Origin of the sequence: Serratia sp. SCBI (assembly GCF_000747565.1) — a bacterium.
In the GTDB taxonomy this organism is placed as follows: Bacteria; Pseudomonadota; Gammaproteobacteria; order Enterobacterales; family Enterobacteriaceae; genus Serratia; species Serratia ureilytica.
The window spans coordinates 1,908,156-1,921,463 of sequence record NZ_CP003424.1 but is presented as its reverse complement, the minus strand read 5'-3'; the positions used below and the strand labels follow the sequence as shown (position 1 = coordinate 1,921,463).

The window sequence follows — 13,308 nt, the reverse complement described above, 5'->3', positions numbered from 1 at the left end:
CGATGCTGTTTTTTCACGACGTTCTGCCGCCCGATCAGCCTGTCCGGCCGTTAGCCAGGGATTATCATCATGGTGACAGCGAGCCGGAGCACTACCATAACTGCGCGCAGCTGATCCACACCCTGAGCGGCGTGGTGCAGGTCACTACCCGGCTCGGCAGTTGGGTGGTGCCGCCCGGCCGCGGCGTCTGGGTACCGGCGAAAGTGGTGCACAGTCTACGCATCACCGGCCAGGTAGCGGCCAGGACGTTATTCATCGATCCGCTGGCGCGCGCCGATCTGCCGGCTCAGTGCCAGGTGGTGCAGGTGTCGCCGCTGCTGCGCGAGCTGATTATCAGCGCGATGGAGATTGCGCCCGGCTACCCCAGCGGCGGGCGCGACGAGCGCATCATGGAGTTGATTCTGGATGAATTACGGGTGCTGCCGAGCTTGCCGCTGCACCTGCCCGAGCCGCGCGAGGCCTCGCTGCTCGCCCTGTGCCGCCATATTCAGGCCACGCTGGCGCAGCCCTGGACGCTGGAACAGGCGGCCGAACGCCTCAATGTCAGCGGACGCACCCTGTCGCGGCGCTTCCAGCGAGAAACCGGGCTGCGTTTTGGCGATTGGGTGCGACGCGCCCGTTTGCTGGCGGCGCTGAACGCGCTGGCGATCGGACGTTCGGTGTTGGAAGTGGCGCTGGATCTCGGCTATGACAGCCCCAGCGCGTTCAGCGCCATGTTTCGCCGGGTGCTGGGGGTAGCGCCCAGCGACTATTTCAGCCGGGCCGCGCCGACGTTGACGCCAGATAGCGCCCGGCGACGTTGAACAACGCCTGCAGCGAAGCGCTGGCGGAGTCGACGTCGATGCCAACGCCGTAGCTCGCCTCGCCGTGCGGCAAAACGCAGCGAATGTAAGCCACCGCTCGACTGTCGCTCTGATGCCCCAGCGTATGCTCGTGGTAATCTTCGATAGCCAACGGCAAACCGAAACGTTGGCGCAGCGCATCCACCGCGCTGGAAAGCAGGCCGTTGCCGGCCCCCTGCAGCTGCAGGGGCTCCCCCTGCCAGGCGACTCGCGCGTTGAAACTGTACGCTTCCACGCCGTGACTTTCCGTTTGATAGCTCAACAGCTGCAAACGCGGCTGCTCCACCAGCCCGTAAGTGTCGCGGAATAAGCGCCACAGCTGTGCGACGCTCATTTCCTTACCGCTGCCGTCGGTCGCCCGCTGGACCACCTGGCTGAAATCAATCTGCAAACCGCGCGGCAACGCCAGCCCATGGTTCTGCTCCAACAGCCAGGCGGCGCCGCTTTTGCCGGACTGGCTGTTGACCCGGATCACCGCCTCATAACTGCAGCCGACATCGGCGGGATCGAGCGGCAGGTAAGGCACCTGCCACCAGCCATCTTGCCGCTGCCGTTGCGCGGCGAAGCCTTTCTTGATCGCATCCTGATGCGATCCGGAGAAGGCGGTAAACACCAACTCGCCGGCATAAGGATGGCGAGGATGCACCGGCAGCTGATTGCACTGCTCCACCACCTCCACCACCTGCTTCAGGCGGCTGAAGTCCAGACCCGGCGCCACGCCCTGGGTATAGAGATTCAACGCCAGCGTGACCAGATCGACGTTGCCGGTGCGCTCTCCGTTGCCGAACAGGCAGCCTTCGACCCGATCGGCGCCGGCCAGCAAGGCCAGCTCCGCACAGGCCACGCCGGTGCCGCGATCGTTATGCGGATGCACGCTGATCGCCACATCGGCGCGACGGCTGAAGTGCCGGCAAAACCATTCGATCTGATCGGCATACACGTTGGGCGTGCTCACTTCCACCGTCGCCGGCAGGTTGATGATCATCGGCCGCTGCGGCCCCGGCTGCCAAACCTCCGCCACCGCTTCGCAGATCTCCAGCGCGAACTCTAACTCAGTAAAACAGAAGGTTTCTGGCGAATACTCGAAGCACCAGGCGGTATCGGGCTGTGCCTCGCACTGCCGGCGGATGCGCCGCGCGCCGTTCACCGCCAGCGCCACGGTAGCCGCCTTATCCTGGCGGAACACGATATCGCGAAACATCGGCGCCGTGGCGTTATACAGATGCACGATAGCCCGCGGCGCCCCCTGCAGCGCCTCGAAGGTGCGATCGATCAGATCGTCGCGCGACTGCGTCAGCACCTGGATCGTGACGTCGTCCGGGATCAGCCGCTCGTCGATCAGCGCGCGTACAAAGTCGAAATCCGTTTGCGACGCCGAAGGGAAAGCCACCTCGATCTCCTTGAAACCGCACTGCAACAACAATTGATAGAATTCGCGCTTGCGCGCGTTATCCATCGGCTCCGCCAGCGCCTGGTTGCCGTCGCGCAGATCGCTGGAGCACCAGCGCGGCGCCTGCCGCAGCGTACGCGCAGGCCATTGGCGGTCCGGCAACGCCACCGGCGGGAACGGTCGGTATTTGCTTGAAGGGTCGATTAACATGGGCTTCTCCTGACGCCAGAGTGAACGATGCGTCATTATTTCCCGCCATCGCCTCCTCTTCTCCCGCTTTGCGGACAACCATCGTCGCAAAGCGGACAACAAAAAAATTTGCATCCTGCGCCAGTGAGACAACAATTAGTTTTGACGTTTCCCCCACCGCACCGGCAGTGCGCCGGACGCTTTACTCTCATTGTCAACGGAGGCGAACATGAGCCTGTATGCAACCCTGGAAGAAGCCATCGAGGCCGCACGCGAAGAGTTTCTCGACACCGCCGAAGGCGGCGGCGGTGACGAACCGCCGGTGCCGCAGCAGTTCAATCTGCAAAAGTACGTGATGCAGGATGGCGACACGATGTGGCAGGCGGAGTTCTTCGAAGAAGAAGGCGAGGCGGTGGAATGCCTGACGCTGCGCAGCGGTGCGGCGGCGCAGGCGATCTTCGACGGTGACTACGACGAGGTGGAAATCACCGCCGAGTGGATAGACGAAAACACCCTGTACGAATGGGAGGAAGGCGACTTCCAGCTCGAGCCGCCGTTGGATACCGAAGAAGGCCAGGCCGCCGCCGATGAGTGGGATGAACGTTAACCCGCACGACGCTTTGAACGCCAAGGAGGCAGCATGAACATTCGCCAGGCCCGCCCCACCGACTACCCCGCCATTTTGCAACTGCAGGCGGAAAACGTGCCGGAAGCGCTCGATGAGCGCCAAAAACGGCAGGGATTTATCGTATCGCGCATGAATGAGGCGCAGCTGACGGCGATCAACCGCGGCATCGGCATATGGGTGGCGGAACAGGAAGGCCAACTGGCGGGGTTCGTTTGCCTGATGCCCGCCGACGCGCAGCCGCGGCCGCCGGTGGTGGATGCGATGCTGGCGACGCTCGCCACGCACTCATTCGCCGGACGGCCGCTGCGTGAGCAGCGGGTATTTCTCTACGGCCCGGTCTGCCTCAGCATGGCCTGGCGCGGCAAAGGCGTATTAAAGCGCCTCTACGCCGCAGTCAAAGCGCACACCCGCCATGATTACGACGTGGGCGCACTGTTTATCGACGACGACAATCCGCATTCGTTGGCCGCTCACGTGCAAGGGCTGGGGATGACGGCGCTGGCGCCTTTCCATTGCGGGCAGAAAGGCTATCAGCTGGTGGTGTTCGCCACCCGCTGAACGAAGTTACTCGTAGGGGCCATGCTGCGCATCGAACGGCAGCATAAAGGTGTCCACCACCATCGACAGCGGCACGTCTATCACCGTGACGTAGCGCCAGGGCGTATCGCGCAGATCCCACTGCACGCCGGGATAATACTGATGACCGTGCCCGGCGCCGGGCACGGTGCGGCTGATGATACTGCCGCAGCCGGTTAGGGCCATCACGCCGGCCGTCACGCAGGCCAGGCGAAAGTAGGAAGAGAGCTTCACGACATTGACTCTGAGAAAGGGGTTGTTTCGCGAGTGAACAACGCATCGGCCGCAGTCTATCACAGTTCCCTTTTTTCACCGGCACCGGCGCGCTCAGGCAAAAGGTAAAAAAAACGGGGAACGCGCCGTGCGCATTCCCCGTCTAAGCGTTGCCGCTAAGCGATTAACGCCGGCCCGTTGGGTGCGCCAGCGGGTTGTGCGGCAACTGCTGGTAGTGTTCACGCCAGGCGGCGCCTTCCGGCAGCAGCCAGACGCGCTGGTGCAGACGAGCCAGCGTGACCGGATCGCTCAGCAGTTCCAGACGCTTGCCCTTCACCAGCTTCTCCGGCCCCAGCTGCAGCGCTTCGTTCACCCGCTCCTCGCGATTGTGATCGAGCGTCGCGCGCAGGTGGTGACGCGCCGTCGCCAGCGCCGTCGCCAACGCGTTGAAGGACGGGTTGACCACCGCGTGCATAAAGCCGTTGGTCAACGCGCGGTTGCGGTTGAGATGCAGGTACTCTTCCGTCGCCAGCAGCTCACGCGGCGGATTGTACTCTTCCGGGATCAGGAACAGCTTGGCGCGTTTGCTTTTCATGCCCAGCGTCGCGCGGCTCGACAGCACCGACACGAACGGCGACAGGATCAGCGAGAACACGATTGGCGACAGCCACCACAGGAAACGCAGATCCAGCCACGCCATGCCGCCGGCCCACACCAGGCCCAGCAACATCTGCGAGCCATGGCGGCGGAACGCTTCGCCCCACGGCGTGTCGTCGTCGTCACGCTGTGGCGAATTCCACACCACTTCCCAACCGAGGAAGGCACTCACCACGAACACGGTATGGAACAGCATGCGCACCGGCGCCAACAGCACCGAGAACAGCATTTCCATCAGCATCGAAATGAACAAACGGAACGCGCCGCCGTACTCTTTCGCGCCCTTGGCCCAGATCAGCACGATGCTGAGCAGCTTCGGCAGGAACAGCAGCACCAGCGTGGTGGAGAACAGCGCTATCGCCAGCTCGGGCCGCCACTGCGGCCAGACCGGGAACAGCTGCCGCGGCTGCAGGAAGTATTGCGGCTCCATCAGGGTATGCACCACCTGCAATGCGGTGGAGAGCGCCAGGAACATGAACCACAGCGGCGCCGACAGGTAGGACATCACGCCGGTGAGGAACACCGCGCGGTGCACCGGGTGCATGCCCTTCACCAGGAACAGGCGGAAGTTCATCAGGTTGCCGTGGCACCAGCGACGGTCGCGTTTCAGCTCGTCCAGCAGGTTCGGCGGCAGCTCTTCGTAACTGCCCGGCAGATCGTAAGCGATCCACACACCCCAGCCGGCGCGGCGCATCAGCGCCGCTTCAACGAAGTCGTGCGACAAGATAGAACCGGCGAAGGAGCCCTCGCCCGGCAGCGGCGCCAGCGCACAGTGCTCGATAAACGGCTTCACGCGGATGATGGCGTTATGGCCCCAGTAGTGCGACTCGCCCAGCTGCCAGAAATGCAGACCGGCGGTAAACAGTGGCCCGTAAACGCGAGTAGCGAACTGCTGCACGCGCGCGTACAGGGTATCCATGCCGGACGCCTTCGGCGCGGACTGGATGATGCCGGCGTTCGGGTTGGCTTCCATCAGGCGAACCAGCCCGGTGAGGCATTCGCCGCTCATCACGCTGTCAGCATCCAGGATCACCATGTAGCTGTACTCACCGCCCCAGCGACGGCAGAAGTCGTCGATGTTGCCGCTCTTGCGTTTGACGCGGCGGCGGCGGCGGCGATAGAAGATGCGGCCGTGGCCGTCGACATCGCGGCACAGCTCCATCCACGCCTTTTGCTCCGCCACGCAGATGTCCGGATCGTAGCTGTCGCTCAGCACGTAGATATCGAAGTGTTCAAGCTGACCGGTCGCGGCGACGGACTCATAGGTCGCGCGCAGGCCGGCGAACACGCGTTCGACGTCTTCGTTGCAGATCGGCATGATCAGCGCGGTGCGGTGCGCCGGGTTGATCGGCTCATCGCCCTTGATGGTGGAGGAAATGCTGTATTTGTCCTTGCCGATCAGCAGCTGCAGGAAGCCCATCAGCGCGGTCCAGAAACCGGCCGAGACCCAGCAGAACAGCACGGCGAACAGGATCAGAATGCCGGTTTGCAGCACATATGGCAGCAGCTGCAGCACCGACTGCATCAGATCCTGGTCCAGCATGGCGATAGGATCGATCAGCGCCCAGCCCTGGTAAGGCAAGATGGTTTTCATGTACCAGGTGGCGATGCCGGTTTGCACCAGCATCAGCACCAGCAGCACATAGCGGCGCATGGAGCCGACGGTACGCCAGCGGTTCTCGGCCTCGGCCTCCTCTTTGGTGGCGTGCCGATTGTGCGGCGACCGCCCCAGCAGAGAATCCCAGAAGCGCGCCACCGGGTTGGTGCGCCAGGCTTCCGGGAACATGGTGGTGCGTTTGATCGGCGGCGTCGCCTTCAGAATGGCGCGCCCTTCGGCGTCGGTATCGAAGTCGTCATCGCTGACCGCATCCGGCCAGGCGCTTTCGATGCGCGGTTTGACCGAGGCCAGCGCAACGTCATCCGCCGACAGGCTATTGACGTTGGCGTCGGCGGCGCCCATCTGCCGATGGAGCGCCTCCAGAGCCTGAGCGTCATCCGCCGTTTTAGGGGTAAGCGCCTCCGACCGCTCGGCGGTCAGAGGCAGCGCCGCAAGATAATCCTGGGCGGGTTGAGTAGGCTTATTCATTGGCAGGTAGCTGATAGCTCCAGGTTTCCGACAGTGTCTTATCGCCATTGACCAGCGCCGCGCGCATTTCTACCGGCTTCTTGTCGTCTTTCACTTTCAGACGCACCGTCAGGCGCCAGCCTTTGGTCACTGGGTTATAGCGGACGTTGTTTTCTACCATTTCACCGTTGTCGCCGATGCTGATCTGAGAAGCGACCGGCGTATTGGCGTCCAGCGCTTTCAGCACCGGGCCGACGAAATCGACCAGGAAGGCGACGCTGCCGTCAGGCTCGCGGATTAGGTTGGACTGCTTCACGTCACCGGTCGAACGCATGGTCCGCGCCACATAGGCGATGTCTTGCGAATGCAGTTTGTCTTCATCGCGGGTGAAGTTCAGACGGTAGCTCAGCGTCAGCGGTTTTTTAGCCTCCGGCAAGGTATCCGGCGTCCAGAACGCGACGATGTTGTCGTTGGTTTCATCCGCCGTTGGGATCTCCACCAGCTCGACCTTGCCTTTGCCCCAGTCGCCTTTCGGTTCGATCCAGGCGCTCGGGCGCAGATCGTAACGATCGTCCAGATCTTCGTACTCTTTGAAGTTGCGACCGCGCTGCAGCAGACCGAAGCCTTTCGGATTCTCAACGGTATAGGTGCTGACGGACAGGTGTTTAGGATTGTTCAGCGGACGCCAGATCCACTCGCCGTTGCCGGCATGGATAGACAGACCGTTGGAATCGTGCAGCGCCGGGCGGTAGTTCAGCGTCGGCGACGGCTGGTTCGGCCCGAACAGGAACATGCTGGTCAGCGGCGCCAGGCCCAATTTGCCCACCTTATCGCGCAGGAACACTTTGGACTCGACGTCCACGGTGGTGTCACGGCCCGGGATCACCGTGAAACGGTAAGCGCCGGTGGCGCGCGGGGAATCCAGCAGCGCGTAGATCACCAGGTGTTTGTCGCCCTGCTTCGGACGCTCAACCCAGAATTCGCGGAAACGCGGGAACTCTTCGCCGGAAGGCAAAGCGGTATCGATAGCCAGGCCGCGAGCGGAAAGCCCGTAAACCTGCCCTTTACCCACCACGCGGAAATAGCTCGCGCCCAGCAGGCTCATAATCTCATCGTTTTTGTCGGCGCTGTTGATCGGGTAGAGCACCTTGAAGCCGGCAAAGCCGAGGTTCTTCACTGATTCAGGATCGTGTTTGACCGAGCCGAAGTTGAAGTAATCCGGGCTGTACTTGATCTGTTTTACGCTGGTAGAGGTGACTTCGTTGATTTTCACCGGCGTATCGAAATACATCCCCTGATGATAAAACTCAAGCTTGAAAGGGGTTTTCAGCTTGCTCCAATAGGCTTTATCGTGATTGAACTGAATCTGCTGATAGTCTGCGAACTTCATCTCGCGGAACTGAGAAGGAAGGTTGCTCTTCGGGGCTTCGAAACCTTTCGCAGCCAGATCCTGCGCCTGCTTGGCCACATCATCAATAGAAAAGGCCCATGCCGGCGAACTGAACAGCGTGAACAATACGGTAGCACCTAACCAACGAACGCTCGCGGCGCGTGGTTGTCCGGATAATATATTAACTAGCACATCCCCCCCTATTCGTGTGCTCAAATCATTTAAATCCATATTAATGGATTACTCAGCTTTCCGACAACATGATAAATGGATGGTTCATGTTTACGGCTCATTGTTTAAGCAGCTGATGGAGCACCAGCGTAGCAAGCCGCGCAACAAGACGCTATGGAAAAATGCGAGGGGCTATAGTAGGGTTCCGGATAACAATTTAACGTTTGACGACTTATTAAGCGTGTTAATGAGCACCCGATTAAATCACCAGCGGTAATCTATGACTAAAGGCAGCAAACAGCGCGAGTTTTTCCTCGATTCGATCCGAGCCTATTTGATGCTGCTCGGCATTCCGTTTCACCTTTCCCTGATTTATTCCAGCCACGCCTGGGCGGTGAACAGCGCGTCGCCCTCCTTCTCGCTCACGGTGCTGAACGACTTCATCCACGCCTTCCGCATGCAGGTGTTCTTCGTGATTTCCGGCTACTTCTCCTACATGCTCTACGAGCGTTACGAGCGCCATCAGTGGCTGAAGGTCAGGCTGGAGCGGGTGGCGATCCCGCTGTTGAGCTCCATCCCGCTAATTACGGTGCCGCAATTTTTCATGCTGAAATATTTCACCGATAAATTAAACGGCTGGGACGAGTTTTCTCTCTATCAGAAAATAAATGTAACAGTTTGGGAATTGGTGTCTCATCTGTGGTTCTTATTGACCCTGTCATTGTTAACCTTCGCCTGCTTTTATCTGTTCCGCAAAATCAAGCGTCAAACCCGCGAGCCTATTCCAGCGTTAATAAACAGAATGCGTGGATTAGGAAACATCTCACTGTGTTTCTTTATTTATGCGGTATGCTATTCGGCCGCGCACCGTATTATTTTAATTTTCGCGCCGCAGCTATTATCCAATGGCCTGTTCAATTTCGTGGTGATGGAGACGATGTTCTACCTGCCGTTCTTCATCCTCGGCGCCTATGCGTTTAAGTATGTGTGGCTTAAAGAGATTTTTCTGCGCCGTTCGCCGCTGGCGCTGCTCGGCTCGCTGCTGCTGTTTATCGCATATATGCTGAACCAGAAACTGTTGGCGCACAGCAGCTATATGTTCGAGCTGGAAGTGGTGATCAAAACCCTAATGGGGATCCTGATGACCAATGTGGTGTTCTCTTTCGGGCATAACCTGCTGAATTATCACTCGCCGCGCATCACCTATCTGGTCAACGCCTCGCTGTTTATATATCTGGTGCACCATCCGTTGACCCTGATATATGGCGCTTTCGTGACGCCTTATATCGGCAACAACCTGTTGGGGTTCTTGCTGGGCCTGCTGTTTGTGTTCTCGCTGGCCTTCGCTTTATATGAGCTGCACAAACGCATCCCGGTGCTGCGCTTCCTGTTCTCCGGCAAGCCGCAATAAGGCCTTACGCCATTTCTGGGTGATGAATTATCGCCCAGAAATTAACCGCATCAATGTTATGATCCCTTCCATTACCGCTGCGGCATCGGCAGCACCCTGAGCATTTTCCTAATATTAATCCTAATCCCTGGGACGCATTGCAAAACGGCAACTGCCTGTTACGCTCACTATTGATACTTATAAATTAGTTGCGTTACTTTCTGGGCAAGGTACACATATGAGAGAAGCATGGGTCGATTATGCAAAAGGGATCGGCATCATTCTCGTGGTTTTCGGCCACGTCAACCGCGGTCTATACAGCGCAGGCATTCAACTTCCCGGCTCGTTCTATCAACTGACAGACAGCGTTATCTACAGCTTCCATATGCCGCTGTTTTTCTTCCTTTCAGGTTTGTTTTTTACGCAGTCGCTGGAGAGAAAGGGCAAAACTCGCTTCGTCATCAGCAAGATCGATACCATCGTCTACCCCTACGTGATCTGGTCGCTGCTGCAAGGCTTGGTGGAGGTCTTATTGTCACGTTACACCAATAATCCTTCGAGCCTCGGCGATGTCCTGGCGCTGTTTACGCATCCTCGCGCGCAGTTTTGGTTCTTGTATGCCTTGTTTATGGTCTTTGTGTTGGCAACTTTACTGTATAGCAAAGATGCATACCGTTATCTTCTGCCGGTGTTGATCGTCATCAGCATGGGGCTGTATCTCTACCAAGATAACCTCACCAAAGCCTTCCATTTCGATTACATCACCCGGTTCTTGATCTTCTTCCTGCTTGGCGCTTTGGCCGTTCGTTACGCTTCTCACATCGCCAATCTGGGCTTTGGTTCGCTGTTGGCTTCCCTGTTCGCGTTTATCTCGCTGCAATGGGGATTCCACGGCTATTCCGGCTTGCTGTATACCGATGCAGGAAGTTTCTCCCTGATACTGGCGGTTGAAGCCATCTTCTTCATCGTCACCCTATCGGTTATGTTGGCTAAAACGAAGCTTTCCTGGCTGCGCCGACTCGGTGAATTGAGCATGGTGATCTATCTGATGCATATCCTCGCCACCAGCGGTTTACGCATCATACTGACCAAGTTTCTGCACGTCAGCAATTGGCCGGCGCATGCGATCCTCGGCACTCTGGTTGGCTTGATCGCGCCCATTATCGCTTATCTGCTGATACAGCGCCTGCATCTCAATTTTCTGTTGGAGCGTCCTCGCTTCAATAGCCGTCTGCAAAAAAGAAAAAATCTCCTGAGGGCGGTTCCGCCGCCCCTGCCCGCTGTTCCTGACACTATACTTGATGGCGCAACCTGCCGGTTGCGTCTTCTTCCCCATGTCACACAGAGCACACATTGTTCAGCTTGACGTCGTCCGTTAAGGCAAAGTGATACGGCGGCATAGATAACCTGGCCGTTATAACTGCAATGCATAAGTAGAAATCCGGATCCCTGCCTTACGGTAGTGATTGGGCTCAACCCCCGAAGGGCTGCGCGATCGCTTGATTGATTCGATGGCGTTACCTGTCTCTCCCTTCCGTCACGACAGAGAGGATTTTGAATGACCGATAAAAACACCCAGGCTCAGGAAGCCGTAGCGGAAAACGCCACCCTGCTGAAGATCCTCAGCAGGTTGCTGTCCGCGCTGGATGCTTCGATCAGCGGTAAAGAACGCAGCGTTTTGGTCGCTGAGCTCTCCAACTTCAATCTCGACGGCATTTCCGAAGCGGAACGCAAACTGGCCACCGAGCTGATCAAACGGTCGCTGGAATCGCTCGACCATTAACCCTACCGCGCCTGCAAACCATTAAGCCTGCCTGCGCGGGTTTAATGGTTTTTCCCGCCGTGCAAACCCGACATTGTTGCCAAAACCAAAATACAGCAGCCTGATAATGTTGGATAAAAGGCAGAACTTCACCCCTTCCCCTCACTTTCTTAGTTTAATCGCACCAAAGGGTAATAATTGATCGATTGTTTTCGCAATCAGCCTTGGCGTTTTACCCACTAAACACGTTATCATCGAAATACGCGCAGTGCCCCCTATCCCCCAGCCTCAGGAGAACGATATTTTGGATGCCAGCACCATTAACAGCTTGTTCGTCATCGGTGCCGTGCTGGTGGGGGCAAGCATTCTGCTCAGCTCATTTTCTTCCCGGCTCGGCATTCCGATCCTGGTGATCTTCCTCGCGATCGGCATGCTGGCCGGCGTTGACGGCCCCGGTGGCATCGTCTTCAGCAATTATCCGGTCGCTTATCTGGTCAGCAACCTCGCGTTGGCGGTGATCCTGCTCGACGGCGGCATGCGCACCCGGGTCAGCTCGTTCCGCGTGGCGCTGTGGCGCGCTGTCTCTCGCCACCGTCGGCGTGGTGATCACCGCCGGCCTGACCGGCATGGCCGCCGCCTGGCTGTTCAATCTCGATCTGCTGCAGGGGTTGCTGATCGGCGCCATCATCGGTTCTACCGACGCCGCCGCGGTATTCTCGCTGCTGGGCGGCAAAGGGCTGAACGAACGCGTCAGCGCCACGCTGGAGATCGAGTCCGGCAGCAACGATCCTATGGCGGTATTTCTCACCATCACGCTGATTGCGATGATCGCCGCCGGGGAAACCGCGCTGAGCTGGACCTTCCCGCTGCATCTGATGCAGCAGTTCGGCATGGGCATCGTCTTCGGTCTCGGCGGCGGCTGGCTGCTGCTGACGCTGATTAACCACATCAAGCTGGCGGACGGCCTTTACCCGCTGCTGGCGGTAAGCGGCGGCATTCTTATTTTCGCGCTGACCACCGCGCTGGACGGCAGCGGCATTCTGGCGGTGTACCTGTGCGGCCTGCTGCTGGGCAACCGTCCAATTCGCAACCGTCACGGCATCGTGCAAACCTTCGATGGCCTGGCATGGCTCAGCCAGATCGGCATGTTCCTGGTGCTCGGCCTGCTGCTCAATCCGCATGAGCTGTTGCCGATCGCCATCCCTGCCCTACTGCTGTCGCTGTGGATGATCCTGTTCGCACGCCCGCTGTCGGTGTTTATCGGCCTGCTGCCGTTCCGCAGCTTTACCCTGCGCGAACGCGGCTTTATTTCCTGGGTTGGCCTGCGCGGCGCGGTACCGGTGATCCTGGCGGTGTTCCCGATGATGGCCGGGCTGCCCAACGCCCAGCTGTTCTTTAACGTGGCGTTCTTCGTGGTGCTGGTCTCCCTGCTGCTGCAAGGCACCACGCTGTCGTTCGCCGCCAAAAAGGCCAAGGTGATCGTGCCGCCGGCGCTGACGCCGATCTCCCGCGTTGGGCTGGACGTGCACCCGGAAAACCAGTGGGAACAGTTTGTGTATCAGCTTTCGGCGGAAAACTGGTGCGTCGGTGCCGCGCTGCGCGAGCTGAAAATGCCGCCCAATACCCGCATCGCCGCCCTGTTCCGCGGCAAAGAGCTGCTGCACCCTAGCGGCAGTACCCGGCTGCGCGAGAACGATATCCTGTGCGTTATCGGCCATGAGCACGATCTGCCGATCCTCGGAAAACTGTTTAGCCAAGCGCCGGCCGTGACGCTCGACGAACGCTTCTTCGGCGACTTTATCCTGCAATCCGACGCCCGTTTAAGCGACATCTCGCAGGTTTATGGCCTCAATCTGCAAGACGATGTCGACGAGCAACAGACGCTGGGGCAGTTCGTCATTCAGCTGATCGGCGGTGAACCGGTGATCGGCGACCAGGTGGAATGGGACGGCCTGACCTGGACCATTGCCGAAATGGAGGGCAATCAGGTCAGCAAGATAGGCGTCAGGATCGTGACCGACTAACGCGGCCGCGT

10 protein-coding genes and 1 pseudogene are annotated in these 13,308 nt (G+C 59.0%); 7 read left to right on the top strand and 4 right to left on the bottom strand.

Going from position 1 to position 13,308, the window contains the following annotated elements:
- The first annotated feature begins 2 nt into the window (after window positions 1-2).
- Window positions 3-803, top strand: coding sequence for a helix-turn-helix transcriptional regulator (locus SERRSCBI_RS08905; protein ID WP_042784181.1), 801 nt, complete (start codon window positions 3-5; stop codon window positions 801-803).
- Here SERRSCBI_RS08905 and leuA read toward each other — a convergent pair.
- The gene (leuA, locus tag SERRSCBI_RS08900) at window positions 754-2,442 is read right to left on the bottom strand and encodes a 2-isopropylmalate synthase (protein WP_042784179.1); all 1,689 of its coding nucleotides are present in this window, start codon (window positions 2,440-2,442) and stop codon (window positions 754-756) included. The genes SERRSCBI_RS08905 and leuA overlap by 50 nt on opposite strands.
- Window positions 2,443-2,650: 208 nt before the next feature.
- Between leuA and SERRSCBI_RS08895 the strand changes: the two genes are divergently transcribed.
- Together SERRSCBI_RS08895 and SERRSCBI_RS08890 are read left to right on the top strand one after the other, a co-directional pair.
- Window positions 2,651-3,028, top strand: a complete 378-nt coding sequence (locus SERRSCBI_RS08895) for a MysB family protein (RefSeq protein WP_015377419.1) — start codon at window positions 2,651-2,653, stop codon at window positions 3,026-3,028.
- Between the two features lie 33 nt (window positions 3,029-3,061).
- Window positions 3,062-3,607, top strand: coding sequence for a GNAT family N-acetyltransferase (locus tag SERRSCBI_RS08890; RefSeq protein WP_033650724.1), 546 nt, complete (start codon window positions 3,062-3,064; stop codon window positions 3,605-3,607).
- A gap of 6 nt (window positions 3,608-3,613) precedes the next feature.
- Here SERRSCBI_RS08890 and SERRSCBI_RS08885 read toward each other — a convergent pair whose 3' ends face one another.
- The 3 genes from SERRSCBI_RS08885 to mdoG form a co-directional block, all read right to left on the bottom strand.
- Complete coding sequence (locus SERRSCBI_RS08885; protein WP_033642658.1) at window positions 3,614-3,859, bottom strand: YceK/YidQ family lipoprotein; 246 nt, start codon at window positions 3,857-3,859, stop codon at window positions 3,614-3,616.
- Window positions 3,860-4,022: 163 nt separating this feature from the next.
- The gene (gene mdoH / locus SERRSCBI_RS08880) at window positions 4,023-6,581 is read right to left on the bottom strand and encodes a glucans biosynthesis glucosyltransferase MdoH (protein WP_042784178.1); all 2,559 of its coding nucleotides are present in this window, start codon (window positions 6,579-6,581) and stop codon (window positions 4,023-4,025) included.
- Window positions 6,574-8,142, bottom strand: coding sequence for a glucans biosynthesis protein MdoG (mdoG, locus tag SERRSCBI_RS08875; protein ID WP_169539530.1), 1,569 nt, complete (start codon window positions 8,140-8,142; stop codon window positions 6,574-6,576). The genes mdoH and mdoG overlap by 8 nt, the downstream gene beginning before the upstream one ends.
- Before the next feature lie 259 nt (window positions 8,143-8,401).
- Here mdoG and mdoC point away from each other — a divergent pair, with 259 nt between their 5' ends.
- From mdoC to SERRSCBI_RS08855, 4 genes and pseudogenes are all read left to right on the top strand, one after another.
- On the top strand, window positions 8,402-9,532 hold the full coding sequence (gene mdoC / locus SERRSCBI_RS08870; RefSeq protein WP_042784177.1) for a glucans biosynthesis protein MdoC: 1,131 nt from the start codon (window positions 8,402-8,404) through the stop codon (window positions 9,530-9,532).
- A gap of 217 nt (window positions 9,533-9,749) precedes the next feature.
- A complete protein-coding gene (locus tag SERRSCBI_RS08865; protein WP_084587956.1) occupies window positions 9,750-10,877 on the top strand; it encodes an acyltransferase in 1,128 nt (375 codons plus the stop codon).
- 192 nt (window positions 10,878-11,069) lie between these two features.
- Window positions 11,070-11,294 carry a hypothetical protein gene (locus SERRSCBI_RS08860; protein WP_033642653.1) on the top strand — a complete coding sequence of 75 codons (225 nt, stop codon included), beginning with the start codon at window positions 11,070-11,072 and terminating at the stop codon, window positions 11,292-11,294.
- Window positions 11,295-11,577: 283 nt separating this feature from the next.
- Window positions 11,578-13,297: pseudogene (locus SERRSCBI_RS08855) on the top strand (potassium/proton antiporter).
- Window positions 13,298-13,308: the final 11 nt, after the last annotated feature.